The following is a 25,327-nucleotide window of genomic DNA, read 5'->3' on the forward strand; positions in this document are numbered from 1 at the left end:
TCACTTCCTTTCCTAGACAGAAAGGGGGTGAGAAACATGAAACCATCTTCTTTTCAGACCACAATAGAAAATCAGTTTGACTATATCTGTAAACGTGCTATGGAAGACGAGCGAAAGAATTATATGCTTTATCTTTCAAGGATTGCAAAGCGTGAGGTGTCCTTTTCGGATGTTGGCGATTATCTTGTTAGCCAGTTTGCGACAACAGATAACTATTCAACTGACTTTCAGATTTTTACACTCAATGGGTTATCAGTAGGCGTTGAAAATGATTTGTTGAGTGAAGCATTACGTGAGTTGCCAGACAAGAAACGTGAAATTCTACTGCTGTTTTACTTTATGGACATGAGCGATTCAGAAATTGCAGACCTGTTGAAATTGAACCGTTCTACTGTCTATCGGCATAGAACCAGTGGACTAGCCTTAATTAAAAAGTTTATGGAGGAATTTGAAGAATGAAAACACAATATCCTATGATTCCCTTTCCTCTCATTGTAAAGGCAACAGATGGCGATACCGAAGCGATTAACCAGATTCTACATCATTACAGAGGGTACATAACGAAGCGTTCCCTACGACTTATGAAAGATGAATATGGCAATCAAAGTATGGTCGTTGATGAAGTCTTACGTGGAAGAATGGAAACCAGACTGATTACAAAGATTTTGTCATTTGAAATTAAGTAATATCCTCTCTCCTTTCGTGGAAGCGTGCTAAACCATTCCACGCTTCCCGAACAGGGAGGTTTGTTATTCCACCAAAGCATATTGAGCTTTCAATGTGTTTTGATAGGCTAACGAGCCATTGTTCTTTGAAAACTGAATAAAAGTAATCGAATACGTTTCGATAAGAAAAGAGCCAACGGAACTAACCGCCATGACCTATCTTATAAAGATAGCGAGCGATTCATGTTAGTGATCCGAGAAGCAATCTTTAGCAGGATTGCCTGCAACGACATTCTTATCGTGATAATGATACTCCCATACAGTCAATAGTCCGAGCGTGATAAAACCGTCGCAGGCAATGAGTATGGCTACATGAGAACCATGCAGGGGTGGAACTCCCGTGAGCTTTGCTAAAGCTGTTCGATTGCTGGTAAAACAACTTTTATGAAATCCAAATAAGTGATTTGGAAAGGAGGATTTTATGAAGCAGACTGACATTCCTATTTGGGAACGTTATACCCTAACCATTGAAGAAGCGTCAAAATATTTTCGTATTGGCGAAAACAAGCTACGACGCTTGGCAGAGGAAAATAAAAATGCAAATTGGCTGATTATGAATGGCAATCGTATTCAGATTAAACGAAAACAATTTGAAAAAATTATAGATACATTGGACGCAATCTAGCGTCGCCAAAGGGTCTTGTATATGATAAAATAGTATTAAGTCGTATCAAGGCTCTTTCCATAAAGGAAAGGAGCAAATGCCATGTCAGAAAAAAGACGTGACAATAAAGGTCGAATCTTAAAGACTGGAGAGAGCCAACGAAAAGACGGAAGATACTTATACAAATATATAGATTCATTTGGAGAACCGCAATTTGTTTACTCGTGGAAACTTGTGGCTACAGACCGAGTACCAGCAGGAAAGCGTGATTGTATCTCACTTAGAGAGAAAATCGCAGAGTTACAGAAAGACATTCATGATGGTATTGATGTTGTAGGAAAGAAAATGACACTCTGCCAGCTTTACGCAAAACAGAACGCTCAAAGACCAAAGGTTAGAAAAAACACTGAAACTGGACGCAAATATCTTATGGATATTTTGAAGAAAGACAAGTTAGGTGTAAGAAGTATTGACAGTATTAAGCCATCAGACGCTAAAGAATGGGCTATTAGAATGAGTGAAAATGGTTATGCTTATCAAACCATCAATAACTACAAACGTTCTTTAAAGGCTTCATTCTATATTGCTATACAAGATGATTGTGTTCGGAAGAATCCATTTGACTTTCAACTGAAAGCAGTTCTTGATGATGATACTGTCCCTAAGACCGTACTAACAGAAGAACAGGAAGAAAAACTGTTAGCCTTTGCAAAAGCTGATAAAACCTACAGCAAAAATTATGATGAAATTCTGATACTCTTAAAAACAGGTCTTCGTATTTCAGAGTTTGGTGGTTTGACACTTCCAGATTTAGATTTTGAGAATCGTCTTGTCAATATAGACCATCAGCTATTGAGAGATACTGAAATTGGGTACTACATTGAAACACCAAAGACCAAAAGTGGCGAACGTCAAGTTCCTATGGTTGAAGAAGCCTATCAAGCATTTAAGCGAGTGTTAGCGAATCGAAAGAATGATAAGCGTGTTGAGATTGATGGATATAGTGATTTCCTCTTTCTTAATAGAAAGAACTATCCAAAAGTGGCAAGTGATTACAACGGCATGATGAAAGGTCTTGTTAAGAAATACAATAAGTATAACGAGGATAAATTGCCACACATCACTCCACATAGTTTGCGACATACATTCTGTACCAACTATGCAAATGCAGGAATGAATCCAAAGGCATTACAGTACATTATGGGACATGCTAATATAGCCATGACGCTGAACTATTACGCACATGCAACATTCGATTCTGCAATGGCAGAAATGAAACGCTTGAATAAAGAGAAGCAACAGGAGCGTCTTGTTGCTTAGTAGTACAAATGAATTTACTACTTATTTACCACTTCTGACAGCTAAGACATGAGGAAATATGCAAAGAAACGTGAAGTATCTTCCTACAGTAAAAATACTCGAAAGCACATAGAATAAGGCTTTACGAGCATTTAAGAAAATATAAAAAGATAATTAGAAATTTATACTTTGTTTCAAATAAAAAAGATGACTTACTGAACCTGTAAGCCACCTAATCAGTCGGTTTATTCTGGTGTCTGCCACCGCTTGGCCCGTACGTCCAAGATTGCTATCGGATTTTGTTCTGGTGTCCGCCACCGCTTGGCCCTTATGTCCAAGATTACTATCAGATTGACCATGAGCCGACCACTCATTTATAGACATATTGTATCTTTAAATAGCTACAATTTCAAGTGTAAACTCTTCTATTTGGTCGTATAAGCAAAACTGATGGCACTATCTGCTTGAGAGATTTTTCTAAAGGTATAGTTAGGGTTGCCCCCATAGTTGGTTTCAGACACAAGGAAAGAACCATCATCATAGACCTTCTCTACAAAAGCCACATGACCATAGCTGGCTGGTGTACCATGTGTACCTCCTACAAAAGAAACAATAGCACCTGCTCTTGGTGTAGAGCCCGTTTCCCCACCAAGACTTGAAGCTGTCGCAACCCAGTCTTGACCATTTCCCATGGTATTAATGATTGAAATCTTTTCTCCATTTCTACCTTTTAATTTTAAGCCTAACTGGTTCATACGAGCCGCAACACCCCATGTACATTGTCCATAAGCATAGGCCATACCATCTCCACCACCAGGAACAGAATGATCATACAAGTCCCCACGAACCCCTTCAAGGGATTGTGGATCACTTTTTGCCTGTCCTCCATTTGTTTGACTAAAGCCTTTTTCAATTTGGTAATACCATTCCGTTGCTCTGGTTTGTCTTTCCAGTAGTTTGTCACCAGAATTTCCCTCCCAATAGGTCAGAAAGAGTTGGGCCAGATTGGCTGCACTGCCTGTATTTTTAAAGAAATCCTTTAACCAACTTTGATAGTAAGGACTATCCCCATGAAGCATAAAATCAAGTTGTAGGTCTAAATCATACCATTTCTTATTTTGGGTGCGTGCATAATTTAACAAGGCTGTATGCCGTGTTGACCCATCTGCGGTATCTGTCCATTGCCCTAAACCTAGACCTCTATGAAGAATATTAGGATAAGCACCACTATAAATGGCTGGACCTCCAATCGCTAACCAGCTTTCATCATCCCATGAGGAATCGGTAGCGCCAACAGGAGGAGATAAATAATCTCCTTCAGCTCGTTTAGGATTAATAGAAGACTCTACCGACCAATTTCCTAAAATTGCCGCAATGGCTTGGGGACTTGCCCCTTGAGATTTCAAAAACTCATAAATATGTTTTGCTCGTTCAAACTCATCCCCACCAAACTGACCAATGGCTGGTAAGATAGTGGTCTGAAGTTGAATGACTTTTGGAAAATAAAATTGCGGATTGACATACACCAATTTTTCTTTCTTGTTTTTATACTTTTGATAGGAAACTTTCAAACCTGTATCGTCTGGTGTTTCACCAATAATATCACCCGTTAGGACTCTTGTCCCCTCAATCGCACGGCCATTATGAATAGAATACAAGGTCAATCGACTCTCATTCTCTCCTTTTCCGTTAGTGAGAATAACATCATCTCCGTCTAGAGATACAACACCATCCATTGGTGCGACAATTGTTTGGTGAGCCTTCGCTTCTAGTAGAATATACTCCTGAAGAGTAGGTTTTCCGTCTAAATCATAGTATCCATAACGATAAGTCATGGTTAGACTATCTTCGTTGCTTTTCCCCTCAAATGGATTGTCCAATTCCTGCATGGAAGCATAGACACCCTCTTCTTTTAGTTCCTTTATTTCCTCTTGATCGTCTCTCGATAGTTTATACTTAGGAGTTTCATAGAGGTCTTGCATGGATTTCAAATCATCCCCATCGTTTAAATCATGCCACAAAGTAGACAGATAATCCTTGTAAGATTCTGAACTAAATAAGTGAACTGGTTTGTGTAACTCATAGTCATGGAATTTAAAGTTCATATACCCCATCACATCATCAACTTTTGTGTAATAAGTAATTCCTTTGTCATTTGTGCGAGTATGTTCTGCATCTTCCCAAGTTAGGTGGGTATAAGCTTTTGTTAATTCAAATTCATCTTGTTGAATCAAACTAGCAGATGAAAATCCTAAAAAGAAGCTCATCATAAGTAAAAGAAGAAAGACTATTCCTCCAACTATCCAGGTTACAGGATTTCCAGCCACAAATGTAAAGAAGGAAAAGGCTGCTTTTAATTTTTGATAGATATTTCGGACACTTAAAAGACCTTGTTTCTTTAATTTTCGATACCGATTTTTAAAGGAACTTGGATTATCTTTAGTTAGTTTCCATCCTTTTCCATCCTTAAAATGATGGTATCGCTCTTTTGTGTTGGTCAGTCTTTTCTTGGTAAAACGACCTGTTGCTTGTCCTGTTTTGACACTAGCTTTTCCAAGATTATAAGAAAGCCGACTGTAGCGTTTCCCTTTTCTAATGGTCTCATGAAGTGTGCGATAACTTTCTAAATCTTCATTTTCTGAAGCTAACTCTCCACCTTCACGTCCAAGGACATAAAGAAAGGTTTTGGCTTTCCTACTGATTTTTTTGAACTTATAGGCTTGCTTAGTAGATTTTAGATTCTCTTTTGCGGCTTTGACTTCTTTCTTAGCTTTTAATTCTTCTAGATTCTTCCCTTGAAGGAAAAAATTGGATCTTACTTTCGTTTCCTGACCGTAGAAAAATTTTTGATTGGTTTTTCTTTCTTTACGACTCTCTTTTCTTTCTTCTTTTGCTTCAACCTTAGCTTCCTTAAATTGTTTCTTGGCTATTTTCAATCGTTTCCTAGCATGAGGCAATCGTCTATCTCTTAATTCTTTCCGATTCAAAAGTGATGGAGGACTATTTTGAAGAATATGATTGTAGTCTTCATTTGCTTGTTTTACTCTAGCCTTTGAAGCTTCTCTCATATTCTCCAGCTTTTGCTTTATCTCATTTTTCCATGCTTTTTCATCCAGTACAGCGGAATCTTTTTTCTGTTTTCTCACCTCCTTCTTTCCTTGTTTTAAGAATTTCTTCTCATCTTTTAGACTTCTTCTAAATGCCTTTCGGGCACGTATGATTTCTCTCTTATCCTTCATTTACCTTCCCCTTAATTAGAAGCCATTTTATCAGGATCTGTACTCATGATATCAAACAATTGTGTACCTTGGGGAATCTTATTTTTAAAGGGAACGACAACTGAACCAGCTTTTATTAGTCCTGCCCCTTTTTCTGGATTGACTAGGTATTTTTCGAGTTCTTTTGACAAGCCTAAGAGTTGAACTAGTTCTTCTCGGTCATTTTTTGCTTGCTTGAGGAGAATCATAAATTCACTATTGGCAATAATCCGTCTACCATTTGGATCTAACAATAAGGTTTCGACATTTTGGGTTATCCCAGTCGGACTGGCTCCATATTTTCTGACACGACTCCACAATTTAAAGAAGAAATCACTGGCATATTTATCTAATAAAAGAAGCTGCATTTCATCAAAATAAATCCAAGTCTTCTTCCCTAATTTTTGGTTCCGAACGACACGATTCCATATCTGATCAAAAACAACCATAAGAGCGATTTGTTTCAGCTCATCTCCTAACTTTTTAACGTTATAGATTAAGAAGTTAGATCCTGTCTGAATATTGGTCTTATGAGAAAAAATATCAAGAGAACCTTCAACATACAGTTCCATATCAAGTGCCAAATTCTGCGCTTCTTCTTCTGGTTGTTGGCTCAAGACAAAGACCCATTCTTCCAAAGAAGGCTCTTTAAATGACTGATAGGTGAGTCTAGTGACTCGGTCTATAATCGATTTTTCTCTCCCATCCATTTTTCTATCCAATAACTTGCCAATAAAAGATAAAAGAAATTCTGATTTTACCTTTACAGGATCCTCATCCATATTTTCCTCAGACAAGTCAAGGACATTGAGATAAGTTTGGGAATCGGGCGCAATATCAATCATTTCTCCCCCAAAAGCTCGTCCAATGACACTGTACTCTGCTTCTGGATCCACGATGATAATTTCAGTATTTTCACCAGATTCCTTGATTTTGGTCGTGATAATTTCATGCTTAGTTGCCATCCCTTTCCCAGCTCCAGATGTTCCTAAAATCAGACCAGACGGTGTATTTAATAGGCTGCGATCAATGGTAATAATATTGCTTGAGATTTGATTGATACCGTAATATTTCCCACTACGGTCTTGTAAATCTACTGAAGTCCAAGGTGAGTTTACTGCTACATTAGATGTTAATAAACTCCGTGATACTCCCTCTAAAAAATCACAACCAAATGGCAGCAAACTATTAAAGGCTGCTTCTTGCATATATGGAAGTTTATCAATCATTAGGTCATTTGAGCCGGCCACTTGTTGGATAGTGTCTAGGGCTTGTTTGAGTTCTTCTTCATCCTGACCAAAGACCCCAATCAAGAAGACCGTTTGAAATAGTTTATCTCCTGTCTCGGTCATGGTTTTTAAGAGTTCCTCAGCTTCATCGATATTGCTTTCTAATACATGACCTACTTTTTCCAAATAGATACCTGTACGAGCTAGTTTTTGTTGTTCCCCAATCTTTTGGGATTCCATTAAGGTTTTCTTTGTTCGTAGTTTCTTCATGGCATCTGCCTTGGTCGAACTTTGAGCATGAAGGCTTACAATCAATTCCAAATCTCCTTGCATGAGGTCTCGGATAAACTGATCCCCTAATTCCATGCCGTAGTCTCTCACATAGACAATCTGCAATAATCGGTCATTGATTTGTAGGTAATTTTTGTTTTTAAAATCCAAGAGATTAGGCGCTATGAAGTGACGAGTTGTCTGACCAGATCTCGTTAAATCACGGTAAGAAAAAGGAAGATGGTGTTCTCCTCTAAGCATATCCGCCAACAAGTTCACACGTTCTTCTCCAGCCAAGGATTCAAAGCGAGCATCAATTTCTGAGAAACCACTCTTGAAATATTCTCCAATTTGAGACAAGGAACGATAGGCTTGTTTGGGATTAGAATCCTTTCTACCAAAGCTAATCAGTTTCACAGCTGAAAAATTATTTTCCCCACTGTCTAAATTTTGATTCATCATACGATTCAATTCTTTACGATAGGTATCGTATCCATCTTCTTTTTCCTCATACAGAACACTTTGTCTGAATTTTTCTAAATTCAATCTTTTATTAAAGATAGTCAATTGGAAGTTGGTTTGGTCATCTAAAGAGTTAATCAAATCAGAATACTTCTCAATGATTGCGCCCTTATCTTCTAAACCAACAGTTTGGTAATTGACATCACCAAGTAAATAGCTTTGTGAGAAATAATCTTCTTTTATCTGCATCAGACCATTTTGATACAGGGCTTGATAGGAAATAGTATTAGCCGTTGATGGTAACACTTCCTCTTTTTTTCCTTTAACTACTTCTTTCTGATTAGTCATTGAAGTTTTTTGTTTCTTTAATGTATTTGATTTTCTTTTCATGTTCAGGTCCTTTCTTTCCTGTAATTGTGCGTAGGGGAACCGTTAGTTCAAAATGAAGACGGTATTTCAAATAATGTTCAAAATATAAATCATTGGGTTTATAGACTCCAAATAGCATGAGGGGGATGGTAAAGGCAAACACAAAACCGTAAACAAACCAATCTCCAAATTGCCAGAAAAAGAGATTCAAGCCCAAAACAATAATTGTGACAATAAAAGCTGGTAAAACAAAGATGATTTGTCTTGTGGTGAAACCTAACCAAGCCCTGTGTTGGTATTTTGAGATGTCTTTAAAGACACGTGTATTCATGACTTTCCTTTCTAAAAAGGCTAAGAAGCAATCACTTCCTAGCCTTTATCTAATTACATACCTAAAATTGAGCGAGCCGTACGTTGAGAACCAACGAGGGCAATAATCAGTAAGATAGCTTGTATTAAACTACCAAACATAATCGCAAGAGATTGTAGGACTCCTGCACCATTTGAAACGGCTATTTTCCCAGCAGATTCAAACAAAGGAACAAGAGAAACAATCAGAAAAATAAGAACCCCTTGTACCGCATAGACCATAATATTTTTTAAATAGCCAATACCAATAGACTTCCATTCATCACTTAAAAATGTTGGAATCGTAAGAGGGGCAAATGGAATCATAAGGTAAAGTTGAATAAATCGAATAGATACCAAAAGATTGACCATGGCTGCACTTACTATCCGAACAAGCCAAATGAGGAGGGCGAAAAAGCCTACAATCATCCGGCCAATAAAGCCTGAACCTTTTAATCCAGAGATGGTATCATACTTGGCCCCACCGTGAGCCACAATTGAGGCCACTTGTTCAATGGCGTGACTCGCAATCCCGATGATGGCTTCTACAATGACGGTAGTGTTGGTAATTACAACTGCGACCATAATATAACTAATCAACATCGGGGCTAATGCTTCAAAGGTCATCGCTCCACCAGAGTTAGCAATTTTCTTTGCCATCTTCGAAAATTCTAGGATGAGAACAACTGATAAAATCGCAACTCCAAGAGGCTGCATGACACTTTTAGTGATACTAGACATGTAAGTCCAAACTGTTGGATTGTAGCTAGATAGAGATTTAATCAGATCTACCGTTGATTGTAAATCCACATTAAATCCTTCAAATAAATTTTCAGCTGATATTTTTTCAGATGCAAGGTAAACAAAGGGTGAAACTAAACTAAGATTCATGTCATTGTTTATCCTCCTAAATTGAAATCTGGGTTACAAAGGCTCCAGCAGCCCCGACCATAACACCACCGACAATTTCCAGAATGGCATTCCGAACACCTGGTCCACCATCTTTAATGTTGGTTGCAAGGTTAACAATCCCCACAACAACGAGAAAGGCACCAACCGCAATCAATCCCTTCTGTAACAAAGACATAGCTTGTGCAAACATAGCACTTGCGTCTACTCCATAAACAAAACCTTTAAAATGCGTAATCATCTATTTCCTCTTTTCTATTTTTATTTTAAACTAGATTCAAAAGTTAAATCACGAATTCTAAGGCCTTCAAGATGATTTTCTTGTCTTTGATTCAAAGGATTGATTTGATAGTTCCACCACCGTTCATCGCTTTCTTGATTGGCTAGGTATTTCCAGTTTGGATGCTTAATGGAATTGTACTTTTTGCTTTTAAAGACAGGCATATTGGCAATTCGAACCAAGCATTCATGCCGTTTCATATTTCCGACTTCATCGGGTGTCATTAAATCACGAGCAATCTTTTGATGAGAAAGGGATCCTGAACCTGTCTGGCCAAAGGAACGACTAGTATTTCGAACATCAATGGTTTGTTTACCGAGTAAGCCACTCATAAATTTAAAGGTATCTTCATCATTACCACCTAAGTAGACTAAGCTATCACAGTTCCCAAGAATGGTTTTCCAAGCTTCTTTTTCTTTATAGAGCCCTTGAAGTTGGGCAATATTTTGAAGAATGGGAACGAGACTCATATTCCGAGAACGGACTGTTGAGGTTTGTTCAGCAAAATCTGGGATTTCTCCGATATTTGCGAACTCATCTAAATAGACTCTCACATGAAGAGGTAATTGACCCTTAAAATCAATATCTGCTTGTCTTGTTAGGGTTTGAAATACGGTTGAAAAAAAGAGGGCTGAAAGAAAGCGAAAGGTACTATCGTTATCTGGGATAACTAAGTAAACCATTGATTTTTCCTGGCCCCATGTCTTCATATCAAGGGTATCTCTTTTGGTCAAATCCATGACACTTTGAATATTGAAGAGGGCAAATTTAGCAGTGGTTACAGCTATAACAGAATCCAGAGTCTTATCCTTATAATTTTGGAAATCTGCCCAATTTCGCATGGTAAAATTTTCAGTTCCATACTTTTTAGCATAATTTTCAAATAGAATTTCTAAGACACTTTTTTCTTGATTTTCACCCTTGGATAAGTGTTTAATGAGTTTTGAGATTTCAGCAAAACTTGGATAACGCCCTCGTTTTTTTCGCTCTTCCACTTCTTTTTTTTGACGTTTCAACAAGTTTTGGTATTCTGTTTGACTCAAACGACTTTCTTCTATGAGCTGTTCTCTTGTTTTGGGTGGGTTATAGAAATCGACCAAGTAGGAGGCTAAAGCTCGTACCAAAGTCATAGAAGCTTCATCCCAAAATGGATCACTACGAGAGCCAGAGCCTTTGGTGTTATTGAAATAAACCGTCAGCATGCGATTCAAATCATTTTCTGTCTCTATATAGCGAAAAGGATTGAAGCCATCTGAGTTCTTCATATTAACTAAATCTAACACCTTTACTTGGTAGCCATGTTCTAAAAAGAGTTTGCCTGTTTTTTCGGCCAAGTGATCTTTAGGATCCACTACAATATTAGAACTATTCATCTGAATCAGATTGGGTTTCACAAAGCGAAATGTCTTCCCACTTCCTGAACCTCCAATCACCGCAATATTCTTATTTCTATCATATTGGGGTGGTTTTTTATCTAATAATGTCAAACGAACATCTTGAGCTAAGATCGTATCATGAGAAAATTCCTTACCGTAAAAGAGCTTCTTTTCTTTTAGAGTTCCAAAACGGGCGCTCCCGTATTCTACCCCTTCTCGGTATTGTTTTTTACCAGTCTCTAGATAGAGATAAACCAGCAACATCATCACAAAACCTAGTAGAAAAAAAGCACTTGATTTTCCAGTAAAGGAAACATTCCATGGCGACTGAAGAACTTCATCTTGACCTTCCATCAGAAGATGAGTCCATTTATCTAAGCTATTTCCAGTATAGGAATCATACAAAAGCGTCAAACGATGAAAAAGATAGCCTAGTAAGATACCTAACAGTGAGAATAGTAGGAATTTCTTTCCACTGTACATCATCTCACCATCTCTTTCTGTTTGACGGCCCCTTCTTGTCTAAAGGTAATTTGAGATTTAGCCTCATCAATTGCATCGTCTAATGACTTATCCATGGTAAAATCAGCTAATTTCTCCGGATCATTAACCATTTTTTCTAACAGATGGTCTAAATGATTGTCTAGAATCGAACGGTCTTTCGTGTAGAAATGTAGAGAATCCCCTTGCCAAGCGATGGCTAAAGGAATCTCTTCTTTTTCTAAAAAAGCTTTAAATTTCTCTATATCAATTGGTTTGTCTAAGAAATCTTTTTTCAGATTAATCGTATCAATCGAATAAGGAGATTGTAGCAATTCTTCTAATTTCTGTACTCCTATCTTATAGGCAGAATCCTGTGATAAAGCCTGACGTCTAGACCATTCTAGAATCTTTAAAAGACTTTTGACAGTGAATAAAAGACTACGCTCAGCATATTGAACTGCCATTCGTTCCTGTTGTTCAGAGGACATCTGAGGCCTCCTTCTTCACAAATAGCAGCTTTCCTTCTTTATAACGATAAGCTATCAATTTCTGACGTTGCTTAATCGACTTGACAACCTGCAGTAGATCTCTCGAATAAGGTTCTCGAAGAGTAACTTCTACTGCTTTCCCATCAATGATACCAACACGTTTAAATTCAATGTAGTCTTTTTTGAGATGTCCTAAGCCCATACCAAAAGGAAAGTGATGAATCAATTGGATGGTACAACCACCTTTATTTCCCATTTGTTTCAAATCATACAAGTTTACTACCTTCATGATTAACTCCTTTATCTAGTTTGTCGCATCGTTTAAGTCTGGTAACGATAAACTCCGTGTCTGTTAGAAAATTCTCACACACGTCTTGTGCCAGTTGCCCTTCACAGGGAAATACTCTCAGTCCCTACTTACACAGGCACGCTAATCAAGACGGAGTGGATTCAATTTTCAAAGAACAGGTAGCTTTATTATAGATAAGAGTAGTTGAAATTTTTATCACATTTCTTATTTTTCTATCGAGCTAAATTCATATTAATCAAAGAGTTTGAAATAAAAGACTAACATTATTACATAACGTTAGCATTTCATTTCCCTAAACAAGTAGCAAACTATAAACTAGTAGGTTCCACACCAAGTGTAGACCCATACTGCCCCATAAGTCCGATTTATAGCGTACCATCCCTAAAAACATCCCAAGTAAAACATATAAACACCAAGCTAGAATGGTTCCTGGATGATGTACTAAGGCAAATAAAACACTTGTCAACGCAACTCGAATATCTAATTTTCTCACCAAATTCCATATAATTTCTCTATACAGAAATTCTTCAACCATACTCGCATTGATTAAGAACAATAAAAATGAAAACCAAGGAACTTGATGTTGAAGTCCAATTAAGTTTGCTTGATTCGTGGTTCCTTGAGCATGGATTAGGCTAAAACATAGACTTATAATCAGTAGGCTAATGAATCCAATACCAAGCCATTTCATCCTAGATTTCATATTGACCTTATGAGCTTGTTTGCGTTGGCCATACATCCATAAAAAAGAAATGAGTGACGCACCATAGAGAATCTCTAGTATAGTTAACTCACCGATACAAAGAAATTTCAGTAAGTATAGAGATACCAATAGGACATTTACTTGTTGGAATATATAAACTGGAATTATTCTTTTCATAGTTACCTCCGAAATAAATCTTCATAATCTAAATCTAATACCTGCACAATCCTTTCTACCCATGGACTTTGAGGCATTCGTTGTTCCATCTTGTAGTGACGAATCTTTTGATACAAACGATTCAATTCACTTGGATAGTGAAACTCTCCCGCAAACATTTTTCTGGTTAACTCAATCCAGCTGATATTTCTTTCAGCCAAAATAATGGACAAGTTCTCCCAAAATCGTTCAGCCATATTGCTTCTCCTTTAGTTAGATAAATAATGTGTTTGTGCCATGTAAATCAATTGTTTCGTATCTCTTGGCAATAAAGCTCTAGCCTCTTCCAAATTCAGATTCGGATAAACCCGCTTATTTGAAACCGCAAGAGGAAGTCTGATGGTTAGTTCAGGATTTTTTAAAATCATCTCAACGAAATCCGTTAATTTTAGATTGTCTCGGTTCTTAAATCGTAATAAATTGGGAGATAAAAATTCAAAACAATCTGAAGAATAGCTCATCATCTCAATTAATTTGTCCTTTGTCATTTCAGAAACTGAATGACAAGATACCTCGATGCCATAGTTTTGGAAGAAGTCTAAAAGAAGTTGATTTCTTTGGCTATTTTTACTTAGATAGAGATCAATCATGGGAGACCTCCCAAAGATTCGGTTCCATTTGATATTCTGAGACGATTAAGGAATCCAATAAATTTGCGAAGTTAATCGGTTTCTTGTCTTCATCATAAGCTTTGACAGTTACTTGGGTTGTAAGTATTCCCTCTTTTCCCTCGGCTCGATAGCCTTGTCCATATAAAACAAAAACAAGATTATGATTATCATCTACAAAGGCATCAGCTCCGTTCTTTATATCCTGACTTTCAAGGAATTCCATAATGTTTTGAAGATAGGATTCATAAAATAGTGGGTAATTGTGTTTTTTATGGTAATAATCTAAAAATTTCACTTCAAACTCACATGGATAATTGGGCATCAAAAATATTTGTTCATCCAACTGCATCATTTCTGCATCATGTAATTCTGTTTCTAATTCATCACAATATAGTATTGACTCTTTATTTAACGCTTTCATCTTTTTCCTCTATTTCTTTTAATTTCTTTGCGATTGCAGCAATCACAGGAACGGTTACACTATTACCAGCTTGTTTATAGAGCTGACTATTACTAGAGACTTTTCTAGCAGCTTCAAAAGCCCAATCAGGAAAGCCCTGAAGTCGAAAACACTCTTTAGGGGTGATTCTTCGTATCCTCAAACGGTAAAATTGCCCATCAATTAAGACACCGGCTACATGATAAACTTGTTTATCTTCTCCTTCATAGCTAGCCACTACTACTCCCATTTGACCACTAGTTGTTAACGTATTCGCTATACCTTTTCCAACTCTACCACGACGATACTGAGAACTTGGTCTTTCTAAATTGATTGAATCCCCAATCTCTGCTTGAGCATATCCTTTTTTCGTTGCCTCTCGGACTTTAAGAAATTGGATTGGTTCTGGAATCAGTATTTTGGGGATTTTATCTCCTCCTTGCATCGTAGTCAGTGTTGGAGATAAGCCCTCACTTCCATAGACGCGACCAGTTTCCTTAAAGCTAGTTGGTAAATCTCCAACAACGACAATACCATGGCGATCCTGAGTATTTAAAGTAAACATTGGCTCTTGATTATCCTTGAAACGTCTACCATTTTGTCTTTTGTCTAATCTGTCTGGTGTCATACAAGGAATCGCAACTTTAAATCCTTCTCCTTTTCCACGAACTAAGGTTGGCGCAAGACCTTCTGAATAATAGACTTTACCGCTCATTCCACTTTTTGATGGATTCAAATTCCCTAATATTTTTAAAGTCTCAGAGTTAGTTGCTTGACCTTCTCGTCTGAAAGGAAATAAGAGTCTGGTACCTCTCTTTCTAGAATGTCCGATAATAAACACCCTCTCTCTGTTTTGGGGAACGCCAAAATCCTTACTGTTAAGCACCTGCCACTCAACATCAAACCCCAATTCATCAAGCGTGGTAAGGATTGTGGTGAACGTCCGTCCCTTATCGTGATTGAGTAGGCCTTTAACATTTTCAAGAAAAAGAAAACGTGGTTGGATTTGTTTGGCCGCCCGAGCAATTTCAAAGAATAAAGTGCCTCTAGTATCTTCAAATCCCAATCGTCTTCCTGCGATTGAAAATGCTTGACAAGGGAATCCCCCACAGATGACATCGACTTTCCCTCTAAGTTTTTTAAATTCGTCATCTGAAACATCTCGTATGTCATGAAATTCAATTTCTCCTTCCGTTTGAAAAATGGACTTATAAGATTCTCTAGCAAATTTATCAATCTCACAAAATCCAATACACTCATGTCCAACACTTTCCATTCCAAGTCGAAAACCACCGATACCTGAAAATAAATCAATAAATCTCATTTCTTTATCACCCCTTTCTTATCGACTACCATTGTCAAAACTGTCACTCCACTTGAAATGACAATAAGCATAACTAATATCCACTCGATTGGCGACATTTAACCACCTCCTTTTCTAACACGGTTATTCCAAACAGAATACAAGCCATTAAACACAAATTCAGCAAGTACTTCCGCTCGTCTAACAAAGCGAACATTGTCAAGAGCATACTGATAGATTCTCTCAAAATCAGTCATAGCAATTTCACTGGCTGTTTCAGAAAAACCTTCTCGTCTAAATTGATCTTGTACCAATCCCCAAATATAATCTCGATCATATTTTGTGACCTTTTCTACTTTTCTTTTCAAGATAGGTTGAGTATTCCTATCCTCCTCATCCTCAATAAATAAAGAATCAGTCTCACTATATTTAGTCTCACTAACTTCAGTCTCACTAGGGGCTGAATGTGAGACGGGGGCTGTTTCATTTTCAACCTGCCCTAGTCTTTTTTTAACACTAGGCCTGTTTGAATTACCTACTGGGGTAGTAGACAACTCCCCTAAATAAATCTTATTAGCTAGTCTCCCTTTCTCACTTGAAGACTGTTGGACTTCATCAATTAGGTCATATTCTTTTAGAATTTTTTTGATTGATAGTAATTTTGACTTCGAACAACCTAACAGCCTCATCAGTTTAGAATTAGAAAATACTAAATAAACCGCTCCTTCTTCATCTATCCAACCACGACTAAGAGATAATTCTAAACGATCTTTTAAAATAGAATAAGCCACCTTTACTTCTAGTTTCATGTCCATATATTTCTCATCCTCAAAAAGAATTTTAGGTAATTTGTAATACCGTTCTGAAGTTTGGTATTGATTTGCGGTAATTCGTTTCATAGCGCACCTCCAAGTTCTTTGAGTATTAAATCTCCACTTGATTCCAAGCGAACCAAGCCACTTTTTTCCAATTCAGCCATAAGAGAGATGGCTTCAACAATGTCAATTCCCATTTCACGTACTAAAAATGAAATGACAATATAGCGTGATGATTGTAATTCTTTTGTCATTTTCCCTCCATAAAATAAAAAAAACGGAAAGATTGTGAAATTCCTTTCCGTAACATAATAGATATTTGAACACCAAACTCAACACCAAAAAAATGTTTTTATTGATGATTATTGCTCAATCAAGCACTTATAACAATGTAAAAAATAAAAATCTGTACTCACAAAAACCCTTGAATTTCAAGGGTTTTAAGCATTTATTCTACTTCACAATGTTTTATTATTTTAAATCTTCTAGACCAACCATTGAATCGTTACCATAATATTTCTCCTATTGAGTCTAATTTCTCATTGAAAAAAGCCATTAAAAGGGCTCTGTTTACGTTTATTATAGCAGAAAAGACAAAAAATGTCGCAAGGCAATGCTGAAATCATGAGAAACTTTGGCAGGCTTCGCCATTAAAGAAGCACTCAAGTATTTCGTAGCCCTGCCCGAAAATATTAGCTGCGTATTTATGGATAACCATAGTCCTGATAATGGCACAGCCATTGATATTCCCCTAAAGCTTTCTGAGCGGAAGACTGGTGTCTTCTTTGGTTGGCTCTTCCCCCAAGCTTTCCTTCGCGTAGCATAGGTTGCTCCCAAAAACGTCGGGACACCGACTACATCTGTTATTCTTATGAGGTTTAATCTTGGGCCAGCCTTTGCAACACCAATGGTCAACAGACTAGCTGTGCCGTCGATCTGACAAGCTCGACTTGTGTTCTGAGCTTCTGTGGATTTTGTTTTACAGCTCTCGCTATCTTGAATACATCTATAATTTCTTTGATAAGAAAAAACAACATGATTCCGTAATTGTTGGAGTCATGTTGTTTTTGTATAAACACTTTAATTTACCTATACAAATTACCAAACTATCACAATAGAATCAGAAACTTAACCAAGCATGGCCATCAGCTAAAAATATTAGCTCATTTCCTGCTGGGACTCTCTTTCCAGACTCACCCTGACAGTCACTTTGGAGCAACGCTTGTATGCCCTCTACTCTCTTTTCCAAGAACGCTTGAATAGTCGCCTTGAGACAGGTAGACCAGACAAGTCCAGTGCAATCAGCTCTTCTAGATTAAAGCCAGACTGGTCATTAAGCGGATAATTGGTGGTGCTGTTGGACAGATGGACTGTACCATCAATCCCCTCTTAGTTGCTAGCTGTGACATGATAGAGTGACCTTATTTCTCCTTTGCATTCAGCTTCTCTCAAGATTAGCTGTATAAGATTGCCTTCCAAACTCGTACACAGACAAATGCCAATATTGGGCTTAAAATCTATCTCTAAATCGTCTCTGTAGTGAAACTGCGGCTTTCTAGTACCTTCAGCATGGCATCAGCTGTATCCAAGGCTGTAAAGAGTGGAACTCCGTGCTCAATAGCTGAGCGGCGGATAATTTGACCATGCTTATCTGCTGTCCGCTTGGTTCCGACCGTGTTGATAATAGCCTGAACCTTGCCCTTGCGGATATAAGCTGGGATGTTCTTATCATCGTCACTACCGATTTTTTCTACAAGTCGGAAGTGTAGACCATGATTTTCAAAATAAGAGGCTGTTCCCTTGGTTGCCCAGATACTATAGCCGATATTGGCAAAGCGCTGAGCCAGCTGCAGGGCTTCTTCTTTACTATCGTCTGCGATAGTAAAGACAATATTGCCGAAGTTTGGCAGATGAAGATAGGAAGCCTCAAAAGCCTTGTAGAGTGCTTTTTCGAGCGTTCGGTCACTGCCCATGACTTCACCAGTAGACTTCATTTCAGGTCCCAAGAGACTATCGACCTTAGCCAGCTTGGTAAAGGAGAAGACCGGAGCCTTGATATGAACCATGGAACTTTCTGGATGAAGGCCGTCTTCATAACCCAGCTCTGCCAAGCTTTCCCCAAGAATCAAACGAGTCGCTACTTGCGCCATCGGAATATCGGTCACCTTGGACAAGAAAGGAACAGTCCGGCTGGCCCGTGGATTGACCTCAATGACATAGACCTGCTCATCTTTGATGACGAACTGAATATTCATCATGCCGATACAGTTCAGTCCCAGAGCCAAACGTTTGGTATAGTCTGCAATAGTATCCTTGACTTTCTGAGATAAGGTTTGCGGCGGATAAGCCGCCATGGAATCCCCTGAGTGAACCCCTGCCCGCTCGATATGCTCCATAATCCCTGGAATCAAGACCTGACGGCCATCAGAAATAGCATCCACCTCGCACTCATCACCGACAATGTAAGAATCAACCAAAACTGGATGGTCTGGACTGGCCTTAACCGCTGTCCGCATATAAGAGCGTAGATCCGCTTCGTTTTCTACGATTTCCATGGCACGGCCACCCAAGACATAGGAAGGGCGCACCAGAACAGGGAAGCCAATCTTACGAGCAGCCTCTACTGCTTCCTCTTCATTAGTAGCTGTTTGACCCGGTGGCTGCGGAATATCCAGCTCCTTCAGCGCTTGCTCAAAGAGATCCCGGTCCTCAGCTCGATCCAAGTCCGCTACTTGGGTACCTAAAATCTTAACACCAGCCTTGGACAGAGGCTCTGCCAAATTAATGGCTGTCTGCCCGCCAAACTGAACAATAACCCCCTTAGGCTGCTCCAGCTCAATGACATTCATGACATCTTCAAAGGTCAGTGGCTCAAAATAGAGCTTGTCAGAGACAGAAAAGTCGGTGGATACAGTCTCTGGATTGCTATTCATGATAATCGCTTCATAGCCAGCTGCCTGAATAGCTTTTACAGAATGGACGGTCGCATAGTCAAACTCGACCCCTTGCCCGATTCGGATAGGACCAGAACCCAGCACCAGAACTGATTCCTTGCTGGATTTGACAGATTCATTTTCAAAGCCATAGGTAGAGTAGAAATATGGTGTCGAAGACTCGAACTCAGCAGCACAGGTATCGACCATCTTGTAAACCGGCACAATCTTCTGCTCCTGTCGGATGCGACGCACCTGCTCAGCTGTCATGTCCCACAAGGCTGCAATCTTAGGATCCGCAAAGCCATTTTGCTTGGCCTTCTTGAGCACATAACTATCTCCGATATGACTGGCCAGCTCCTGCTCGATTTCGTAAATGTGGAGCAGCTTATCCAGGAAAAAGACATCAATCTTGGTCAACTCAGCAATTTCATCCGGACTGTAACCACGGCGAATAGCCTCTGAGATGTAGAAAAGCCGGTCGTCTTGCGCCTTGACAATCTTCCTCATCAGCTCATCATCGCTTACTTGGCTGAGAGCAGGCAGCTCATTGTGATCCACACCAACTTCCAGAGAACGGCAGGCCTTGAGCAGACTCTCCTCGATATTGCGGCCAATAGCCATGACTTCGCCTGTCGCCTTCATCTGGGTTCCCAGACGGCGCTCACCCTGCTCAAATTTATCAAATGGAAAGCGCGGAATTTTAGCGACCACATAGTCCAGAGCCGGCTCAAACATAGCATAGGTAGAGCCTGTCACCGGATTGATGATTTCATCCAATGTAAGCCCGACCGCGATTTTCGCCGCTAGCTTGGCAATCGGATAGCCAGTCGCCTTAGAGGCAAGGGCTGATGAGCGGGAAACCCGCGGATTGACCTCAATGACATAGTATTTGAAACTATGCGGATCCAGAGCCAGCTGCACATTACAGCCCCCCTCAATCTTCAGCGCTCGAATAATCTTGAGACTGGCGTCCCGCAGCATCTGGTATTCATAGTCTGAGATAGTCTGACTAGGCGCAAAGACGATTGAATCCCCTGTGTGTATGCCGACGGGGTCAAAGTTTTCCATATTACATACGACCAGCGCATTGTCGGCGCCATCCCGCATGACTTCATATTCGATTTCCTTAAAGCCTGCTATGGAGCGCTCAATCAGACACTGAGTAACCGGAGAAAGTTTGAGGCCGTTTTCTGCGATTTCCTGCAGCTCTTCCTCATTGCTACAGATACCGCCGCCAGTTCCCCCCAGTGTAAATGCCGGACGGACAATGACTGGATAGCCGATACCAGCCGCAAATTCCAGCGCTTCATCAACTGTATTGACAATCTCTGACTCAGGGATGGGCTGGCCTAGCTCTTCCATCAGCTGCTTGAAAAGGTCTCGGTCTTCCGCTTGGTCAATGGCTGATAACTTGGTTCCCAAGAGTTCCACTCCCAGCTCTTCTAAAAGCCCTGACTTGGATAATTCCATAGCCATATTGAGTCCGGTCTGGCCGCCCAGAGTAGGCAGAAGAGCATCTGGCCGCTCCTTACGCAAAATGCGTGCAACAAACTCCAGCGTGATAGGCTCGATATAAACCCGATCCGCAATTTCCTTGTCCGTCATGATGGTCGCTGGGTTAGAATTAACCAAGACAACACTGTAGCCCTCTTCTTTCAAGGACAGGCAAGCCTGAGTCCCAGCATAGTCAAACTCCGCAGCCTGTCCGATGACGATCGGACCAGAACCGATGACCATGATTTTTTGAATATCTTTACGTTTTGGCATCTTTTACCTCGTTTTCTATTATCTATGTCCCTGCATAAACTTAAATATACTGGCAAGCAAATTTGAATATAAATCTCCTAGCGCTGGGTTAGGAATCCTTTGAATGAATCTCTTGGAAAGTATCCATCATCTCCATAAATTCATCAAAGAGATAGCTGGCATCATGAGGGCCAGGTGCAGCATCAGGGTGAAATTGAACAGAGAAGGCCGGATAATATCTGTGGCGCACTCCTTCAACGGATTTATCATTGATTTCTTCATGGGTCACAATTAAGCATGCCGGCAAATCCTCACGGCTAACTGCATAACCGTGATTTTGACTAGTAAAATCAACTCGTCCCGTCGCAATCTCACGTACCGCATGATTGAAGCCACGATGACCGAACTTCATCTTATGCGTCCTGGCACCATTGGCCATTGAGAAGAGCTGATGCCCCATACAGATACCAAAAATCGGAATCTTACCCTGAACTCCCCGAATCATCTCCAGAGCCTCTGGCACATCCTCTGGATTGCCTGGACCATTAGACAGCATGACTCCATCAGGATTGAGCTGCAGAATTTCCTCGGCGCTGGTATCATAAGGCACCACTGTCACACTGCAGTTGCGCTTGGCTAGCTCTCGCAAAATAGAGTGTTTGAGACCAAAGTCCACCAATACCACGCTGCGGCCAGTTCCCGGAGCGGGGTAGGCTTGCTTAGCAGACACCTGCTTGATATTATCCGTTGGTAGGACTGTTGCCTGCAGCTGATCTTGGATGTGCTCAATCGTATCCTCCGCATTGGCAAGTGTCGCCTTCATGGTTCCGTGTTGGCGGATAACCTTTGTCAGTGCCCTTGTATCAATTCCTGAAATTCCTGGAATATCCTTCATTTTGAGAAACTCATCCAAAGACATTTGATTTCGCCAATTGCTTGCGCGGCGGGCATGTTCATAAACAACCACCCCCTTGCAGGTCGGGCGGATAGACTCATAATCATCGCGATTAATGCCATAATTTCCCACAATCGGATAGGTAAAGGTTAAAATCTGACCATTATAAGATTGGTCTGTAATCGACTCTTGATAGCCCGTCATACCTGTGTTAAAGACAATTTCTCCTGTCACACTAAGGTCAGCTCCAAAAGCCTCTCCTTCAAAAATCATGCCATTTTCCAATACTAAAAGTCTTTTTGTCATTGTCTCCTCCTTCTGTACCCAACTAACCCAAAGAATTAGTTGAGGGATTCAATTCACTTAACTGCAGCCACAAATTCTTGCTATCTATATAATAATAGGGAGCAGGATGACTCTTTTTGAGTCCAACCCCACTCCCAACCGAAATATCTGAGATTATTTACGTCCTTTGAGAACTGCCTCAATGATGGCCATTCTGACAAAGACACCATTGGTCATTTGTTCTACGATACGAGATTTTGGAGCCTCAACCAAGTGATCTGCAATTTCCACATCGCGGTTGACAGGCGCTGGGTGCATCAGGATAGCGGTATCCTTCATACGGTCATAGCGCTCTTGCGTCAAACCATGAAGTTTATGATAATTTTCCTTAGAGAAAATAGAGTTGTAGTCATGGCGCTCATGCTGCACACGTAGGAACATCATCACATCTACTTGATCAATTACTTCATCAATCGTTACGAATTTACCATAATCAGCAAACTCATCGCTTCTCCACTCATCTGGACCAGCAAAGAAGAGCTCAGCGCCAAGACGTTTCAAGATTTGCATATTAGACTTGGCTACACGAGAGTGATCGAGGTCACCGGCAATAGCCACTTTCAAACCATCGAAATGGCCAAATTCTTGGTAAATTGTCATCAAGTCAAGCAGGCTTTGGCTTGGGTGCTGACCAGAACCGTCACCACCATTTACGATGGAAGTTGTAATCGTTGGACTTTCGACCAATTCTTTATAGTAATCCACCTCGGGGTGACGGATAACACAGACGTCTACACCGATAGCCGACATAGTCAAAATCGTGTCATATAAGGTTTCTCCCTTATTGACTGAGCTTGTCTTGACATCAAAGTCAAGCAGGTCACATCCAAGTTTCAATTCTGCTACTTCAAAAGCCTTGTGAGTCCGAGTCGAAGGTTCAAAGAAGAGATTCGCAACGATATGTTGCTCATCGTAATGAACCTTTGCGCCGTTTTTGAATTCAATCCCGCGCTTAATCAGGGCCATCACTTCTTCGTTAGTGAGGTGTTCCATAGATACAAGGTTTTTAAGTGCGATTTGATTTGATGACATGATGTTATACTCCTTTTATATTAAAAACGTTGAACAAATGTAGCAAGCTTGTCAGCCTAATTTTTAGGTTCTGGCAGGATGAGGTAGAGTGCAATTCCTAGAACAGTTGATAGAGCAACTCCTGAAATTTGCAGACCTGATAGTTGCAGGGTCAGACCACCGATACCAGATACCAAAATGACACTGGCAATCAGTAGGTTCTTTTTGTTGTCAAAATTGGTTTGCGCTTCAATCAGAATTTTAAGACCGCTGGAAGCAATCACCCCAAAGAGGGCGATGGAAATACCACCCAGAACGGGACTCGGGATCGATTGGAGCAGGGCAGAAACTTTCCCAACAAAACTCATGATAATAGCCAATACAGCAGCACCAGCAATCACATAAACACTGTAGATTTTATTGAGCGCCATAACCCCGATATTTTCACCGTAGCTGGTCACTGGAGGAGCACCAAAGATACCTGCGATGACCTGAGCCAGACCATCCCCAGCCAAAGTCTTATCCAAACCAGGCTCTTTAAAGAAATCCTTGCCTGTCAAGCTATTCAAAACCATAACATGCCCAAAGTGCTCTGTCATCGTTACAAAGGCGATCGGTGCCATTGTTAAGATTGCACTTGGATATAATTTAAAATCATAATCTATAAACGGAAGATTCATTGGCGGAACGTTGAACCAAGAAGCTTTTGTCACGTTGGCGAAGGAGATAATCTCCTGACCTGTCACTGCTCCGGCAATCAAAGCAAAGATATATCCAACAATCAAGCCCAGCAGAACCGGAATAATACCAACGATTTTCTTACCGTAGATGTTAAAGAGAATGACGCAGAGAAGGGTTACCATCCCGATAGCAAAGTAGGTGATGTCGTAGACCTTCTGGTCTCCAACGGTCTTGTACATCACATCGCCAACGGCTGTACCCGCTAGACTCAGACCAATCACCATGATGATAGGCCCTACCACTACTGGCGGCAAAATCTTATCAATCCAAGCATTCCCTGCGAATTTCACGATGAAGGCTACGATGAAGTAGACCAGACCGCCCGTGATGGCACCTTGCGCCACTGCTGCAATCCCATCTGTCTTCATCAGCATTTGCATGGCAGCGATATAAGCGAAACTCGAACCCATATAAGCAGGAATCTTGTACTTGGTCACTGTCAAGTGAGCCAGTGTACCTAAACCACTTGAGAAGAGCGCAACTGCTGGATCAATCCCCACCAGAATCGGAACCAAGACCGTTGCACCAAACATGGCGAATAAATGCTGGAATGAGAGTCCTAAGAGTAAACCAGGTTTTGGCATATCATGGACATCGTATTTAACTTCTTGACTCATCTTGTCTCCTCCTCTACGATCAGGACTCGGTCCTGACCATCTTTTTCAGTCATTTCAACAATGATTTCCTCTCGACGGCTAGTTGGAATATTTTTCCCAACATAGTCTGCTCGAATGGGAAGTTCGCGATGACCACGGTCAACTAGAACCGCCAAACTGACACGAGATGGCCGTCCATGACTGACCAGATTATCGATAGCGGCCCGGATGGTCCGCCCTGTATAGAGAACATCGTCCACGAGAATCACTTCACGGTCAGTAATATCAAATGGAATCAGTGTTGTATCTTCCTCGACCTTGACATCATCCCGAAATGGCTTGGTATCCACTTCACCGACTGGAATATCAATATTTTCCAACTGAGCCAGTCGTTGCTGGATGCGCTTGGCAATGAAAACCCCTCTGGTCTTAATGCCCGCCAAAACAATCTGGCTTAAATCCTTGTTGCGCTCGATGATTTCATAAGTAATCCGTGTAATGGCACGGTTCATGGTGATGTCATCGACAACTTCTTTTGTCTTCATCTAAACCTCCTAAAAG

Annotated in this window: 25 protein-coding genes; 4 read left to right on the forward strand and 21 right to left on the reverse strand. The window is 40.2% G+C overall.

Annotated elements, in window-relative coordinates; genetic code table 11:
• Window positions 1-36: 36 nt before the first annotated feature.
• Complete coding sequence (locus FZ952_RS01880) at window positions 37-459, forward strand: sigma-70 family RNA polymerase sigma factor (RefSeq protein WP_000804885.1); 423 nt, start codon at window positions 37-39, stop codon at window positions 457-459.
• The gene (locus FZ952_RS01885) at window positions 456-686 is read left to right on the forward strand and encodes a helix-turn-helix domain-containing protein (RefSeq protein WP_000857133.1); all 231 of its coding nucleotides are present in this window, start codon (window positions 456-458) and stop codon (window positions 684-686) included. Before FZ952_RS01880 ends, FZ952_RS01885 begins: the two co-directional genes overlap by 4 nt.
• Before the next feature lie 225 nt (window positions 687-911).
• Here FZ952_RS01885 and FZ952_RS11715 read toward each other — a convergent pair whose 3' ends face one another.
• Window positions 912-1,163, reverse strand: coding sequence for a hypothetical protein (locus FZ952_RS11715; RefSeq protein ID WP_001845478.1), 252 nt, complete (start codon window positions 1,161-1,163; stop codon window positions 912-914).
• Here FZ952_RS11715 and FZ952_RS01895 point away from each other — a divergent pair.
• A complete protein-coding gene (locus FZ952_RS01895) occupies window positions 1,147-1,350 on the forward strand; it encodes an excisionase (protein ID WP_000814511.1) in 204 nt (67 codons plus the stop codon). The two genes, FZ952_RS11715 and FZ952_RS01895, sit on opposite strands and share 17 nt — an antisense overlap.
• Window positions 1,351-1,431: 81 nt before the next feature.
• Complete coding sequence (locus FZ952_RS01900) at window positions 1,432-2,649, forward strand: tyrosine-type recombinase/integrase (RefSeq protein WP_001291561.1); 1,218 nt, start codon at window positions 1,432-1,434, stop codon at window positions 2,647-2,649.
• 404 nt (window positions 2,650-3,053) lie between these two features.
• Here FZ952_RS01900 and FZ952_RS01910 read toward each other — a convergent pair whose 3' ends face one another.
• The 20 genes from FZ952_RS01910 to pyrR form a co-directional block, all read right to left on the reverse strand.
• Window positions 3,054-5,867 (reverse strand): phage tail tip lysozyme, encoded by a 2,814-nt coding sequence (locus FZ952_RS01910; RefSeq protein ID WP_000653464.1) that lies wholly within the window; start codon window positions 5,865-5,867, stop codon window positions 3,054-3,056.
• A gap of 11 nt (window positions 5,868-5,878) precedes the next feature.
• Window positions 5,879-8,236, reverse strand: a complete 2,358-nt coding sequence (locus FZ952_RS01915; protein WP_029757566.1) for a VirB4-like conjugal transfer ATPase, CD1110 family — start codon at window positions 8,234-8,236, stop codon at window positions 5,879-5,881.
• Complete coding sequence (locus FZ952_RS01920; protein WP_001097589.1) at window positions 8,187-8,546, reverse strand: PrgI family protein; 360 nt, start codon at window positions 8,544-8,546, stop codon at window positions 8,187-8,189. Before FZ952_RS01920 ends, FZ952_RS01915 begins: the two co-directional genes overlap by 50 nt.
• A gap of 53 nt (window positions 8,547-8,599) precedes the next feature.
• Window positions 8,600-9,454 carry a conjugal transfer protein TrbL gene (locus tag FZ952_RS01925; protein ID WP_001054256.1) on the reverse strand — a complete coding sequence of 285 codons (855 nt, stop codon included), beginning with the start codon at window positions 9,452-9,454 and terminating at the stop codon, window positions 8,600-8,602.
• 16 nt (window positions 9,455-9,470) lie between these two features.
• Window positions 9,471-9,713: a hypothetical protein gene (locus tag FZ952_RS01930; protein WP_000627865.1), complete on the reverse strand. Its 243-nt coding sequence runs from the start codon at window positions 9,711-9,713 to the stop codon at window positions 9,471-9,473.
• Window positions 9,714-9,733: 20 nt separating this feature from the next.
• Window positions 9,734-11,611, reverse strand: coding sequence for a VirD4-like conjugal transfer protein, CD1115 family (locus FZ952_RS01935; protein WP_061706400.1), 1,878 nt, complete (start codon window positions 11,609-11,611; stop codon window positions 9,734-9,736).
• The gene (locus tag FZ952_RS01940; RefSeq protein ID WP_000093685.1) at window positions 11,611-12,099 is read right to left on the reverse strand and encodes a hypothetical protein; all 489 of its coding nucleotides are present in this window, start codon (window positions 12,097-12,099) and stop codon (window positions 11,611-11,613) included. The genes FZ952_RS01935 and FZ952_RS01940 overlap by 1 nt, the downstream gene beginning before the upstream one ends.
• Window positions 12,089-12,388: a hypothetical protein gene (locus FZ952_RS01945; protein ID WP_000869759.1), complete on the reverse strand. Its 300-nt coding sequence runs from the start codon at window positions 12,386-12,388 to the stop codon at window positions 12,089-12,091. The genes FZ952_RS01940 and FZ952_RS01945 overlap by 11 nt, the downstream gene beginning before the upstream one ends.
• 313 nt (window positions 12,389-12,701) lie before the next feature.
• On the reverse strand, window positions 12,702-13,289 hold the full coding sequence (locus FZ952_RS01950; RefSeq protein ID WP_061706395.1) for a CPBP family intramembrane glutamic endopeptidase: 588 nt from the start codon (window positions 13,287-13,289) through the stop codon (window positions 12,702-12,704).
• 2 nt (window positions 13,290-13,291) lie between these two features.
• Window positions 13,292-13,525, reverse strand: coding sequence for a hypothetical protein (locus FZ952_RS01955; protein WP_000840776.1), 234 nt, complete (start codon window positions 13,523-13,525; stop codon window positions 13,292-13,294).
• 12 nt (window positions 13,526-13,537) lie between these two features.
• A complete protein-coding gene (locus tag FZ952_RS01960; protein ID WP_061706396.1) occupies window positions 13,538-13,918 on the reverse strand; it encodes a hypothetical protein in 381 nt (126 codons plus the stop codon).
• A complete protein-coding gene (locus tag FZ952_RS01965; RefSeq protein ID WP_061706397.1) occupies window positions 13,911-14,360 on the reverse strand; it encodes a hypothetical protein in 450 nt (149 codons plus the stop codon). Before FZ952_RS01965 ends, FZ952_RS01960 begins: the two co-directional genes overlap by 8 nt.
• On the reverse strand, window positions 14,344-15,702 hold the full coding sequence (gene dcm / locus FZ952_RS01970; protein WP_061818976.1) for a DNA (cytosine-5-)-methyltransferase: 1,359 nt from the start codon (window positions 15,700-15,702) through the stop codon (window positions 14,344-14,346). The genes FZ952_RS01965 and dcm overlap by 17 nt, the downstream gene beginning before the upstream one ends.
• Before the next feature lie 98 nt (window positions 15,703-15,800).
• A complete protein-coding gene (locus FZ952_RS01975) occupies window positions 15,801-16,580 on the reverse strand; it encodes a replication initiator protein A (RefSeq protein ID WP_061706398.1) in 780 nt (259 codons plus the stop codon).
• Window positions 16,577-16,750 carry a hypothetical protein gene (locus tag FZ952_RS01980; protein ID WP_000159607.1) on the reverse strand — a complete coding sequence of 58 codons (174 nt, stop codon included), beginning with the start codon at window positions 16,748-16,750 and terminating at the stop codon, window positions 16,577-16,579. The genes FZ952_RS01975 and FZ952_RS01980 overlap by 4 nt, the downstream gene beginning before the upstream one ends.
• A gap of 1,269 nt (window positions 16,751-18,019) precedes the next feature.
• A complete protein-coding gene (carB, locus tag FZ952_RS01985) occupies window positions 18,020-21,199 on the reverse strand; it encodes a carbamoyl-phosphate synthase large subunit (RefSeq protein ID WP_148880385.1) in 3,180 nt (1,059 codons plus the stop codon).
• An 88-nt stretch (window positions 21,200-21,287) separates the two neighbouring features.
• Window positions 21,288-22,379 (reverse strand): carbamoyl phosphate synthase small subunit, encoded by a 1,092-nt coding sequence (locus FZ952_RS01990; RefSeq protein WP_037614947.1) that lies wholly within the window; start codon window positions 22,377-22,379, stop codon window positions 21,288-21,290.
• 153 nt (window positions 22,380-22,532) lie between these two features.
• Window positions 22,533-23,450 carry an aspartate carbamoyltransferase catalytic subunit gene (locus FZ952_RS01995; protein ID WP_148880386.1) on the reverse strand — a complete coding sequence of 306 codons (918 nt, stop codon included), beginning with the start codon at window positions 23,448-23,450 and terminating at the stop codon, window positions 22,533-22,535.
• Window positions 23,451-23,506: 56 nt separating this feature from the next.
• Window positions 23,507-24,787: a uracil-xanthine permease family protein gene (locus FZ952_RS02000; protein WP_148880387.1), complete on the reverse strand. Its 1,281-nt coding sequence runs from the start codon at window positions 24,785-24,787 to the stop codon at window positions 23,507-23,509.
• Complete coding sequence (pyrR, locus tag FZ952_RS02005) at window positions 24,784-25,311, reverse strand: bifunctional pyr operon transcriptional regulator/uracil phosphoribosyltransferase PyrR (protein ID WP_148880388.1); 528 nt, start codon at window positions 25,309-25,311, stop codon at window positions 24,784-24,786. The genes FZ952_RS02000 and pyrR overlap by 4 nt, the downstream gene beginning before the upstream one ends.
• Between the last annotated feature and the right edge of the window lie 16 nt (window positions 25,312-25,327).

The organism is Streptococcus sp. Marseille-P7376 (genome assembly GCF_902460385.1).
Lineage (GTDB): Bacteria > Bacillota > Bacilli > Lactobacillales > Streptococcaceae > Streptococcus > Streptococcus sinensis.

Bases quoted from the DNA above. Each gene is read 5' to 3' on its own strand.
- FZ952_RS01880 (WP_000804885.1), top strand. From the start codon at position 37: ATGAAACCATCTTCTTTTCAGACCACAATAGAAAATCAGTTTGACTAT.
- FZ952_RS01885 (WP_000857133.1), top strand. From the start codon at position 456: ATGAAAACACAATATCCTATGATTCCCTTTCCTCTCATTGTAAAGGCA.
- FZ952_RS01895 (WP_000814511.1), top strand. From the start codon at position 1,147: ATGAAGCAGACTGACATTCCTATTTGGGAACGTTATACCCTAACCATT.
- FZ952_RS11715 (WP_001845478.1), bottom strand. From the start codon at position 1,163: ATGTCAGTCTGCTTCATAAAATCCTCCTTTCCAAATCACTTATTTGGA.
- FZ952_RS01900 (WP_001291561.1), top strand. From the start codon at position 1,432: ATGTCAGAAAAAAGACGTGACAATAAAGGTCGAATCTTAAAGACTGGA.
- FZ952_RS01910 (WP_000653464.1), bottom strand. From the start codon at position 5,867: ATGAAGGATAAGAGAGAAATCATACGTGCCCGAAAGGCATTTAGAAGA.
- FZ952_RS01915 (WP_029757566.1), bottom strand. From the start codon at position 8,236: ATGAAAAGAAAATCAAATACATTAAAGAAACAAAAAACTTCAATGACT.
- FZ952_RS01920 (WP_001097589.1), bottom strand. From the start codon at position 8,546: ATGAATACACGTGTCTTTAAAGACATCTCAAAATACCAACACAGGGCT.
- FZ952_RS01925 (WP_001054256.1), bottom strand. From the start codon at position 9,454: ATGAATCTTAGTTTAGTTTCACCCTTTGTTTACCTTGCATCTGAAAAA.
- FZ952_RS01930 (WP_000627865.1), bottom strand. From the start codon at position 9,713: ATGATTACGCATTTTAAAGGTTTTGTTTATGGAGTAGACGCAAGTGCT.
- FZ952_RS01935 (WP_061706400.1), bottom strand. From the start codon at position 11,611: ATGTACAGTGGAAAGAAATTCCTACTATTCTCACTGTTAGGTATCTTA.
- FZ952_RS01940 (WP_000093685.1), bottom strand. From the start codon at position 12,099: ATGTCCTCTGAACAACAGGAACGAATGGCAGTTCAATATGCTGAGCGT.
- FZ952_RS01945 (WP_000869759.1), bottom strand. From the start codon at position 12,388: ATGAAGGTAGTAAACTTGTATGATTTGAAACAAATGGGAAATAAAGGT.
- FZ952_RS01950 (WP_061706395.1), bottom strand. From the start codon at position 13,289: ATGAAAAGAATAATTCCAGTTTATATATTCCAACAAGTAAATGTCCTA.
- FZ952_RS01955 (WP_000840776.1), bottom strand. From the start codon at position 13,525: ATGGCTGAACGATTTTGGGAGAACTTGTCCATTATTTTGGCTGAAAGA.
- FZ952_RS01960 (WP_061706396.1), bottom strand. From the start codon at position 13,918: ATGATTGATCTCTATCTAAGTAAAAATAGCCAAAGAAATCAACTTCTT.
- FZ952_RS01965 (WP_061706397.1), bottom strand. From the start codon at position 14,360: ATGAAAGCGTTAAATAAAGAGTCAATACTATATTGTGATGAATTAGAA.
- dcm (WP_061818976.1), bottom strand. From the start codon at position 15,702: ATGAGATTTATTGATTTATTTTCAGGTATCGGTGGTTTTCGACTTGGA.
- FZ952_RS01975 (WP_061706398.1), bottom strand. From the start codon at position 16,580: ATGAAACGAATTACCGCAAATCAATACCAAACTTCAGAACGGTATTAC.
- FZ952_RS01980 (WP_000159607.1), bottom strand. From the start codon at position 16,750: ATGACAAAAGAATTACAATCATCACGCTATATTGTCATTTCATTTTTA.
- carB (WP_148880385.1), bottom strand. From the start codon at position 21,199: ATGCCAAAACGTAAAGATATTCAAAAAATCATGGTCATCGGTTCTGGT.
- FZ952_RS01990 (WP_037614947.1), bottom strand. From the start codon at position 22,379: ATGACAAAAAGACTTTTAGTATTGGAAAATGGCATGATTTTTGAAGGA.
- FZ952_RS01995 (WP_148880386.1), bottom strand. From the start codon at position 23,450: ATGTCATCAAATCAAATCGCACTTAAAAACCTTGTATCTATGGAACAC.
- FZ952_RS02000 (WP_148880387.1), bottom strand. From the start codon at position 24,787: ATGAGTCAAGAAGTTAAATACGATGTCCATGATATGCCAAAACCTGGT.
- pyrR (WP_148880388.1), bottom strand. From the start codon at position 25,311: ATGAAGACAAAAGAAGTTGTCGATGACATCACCATGAACCGTGCCATT.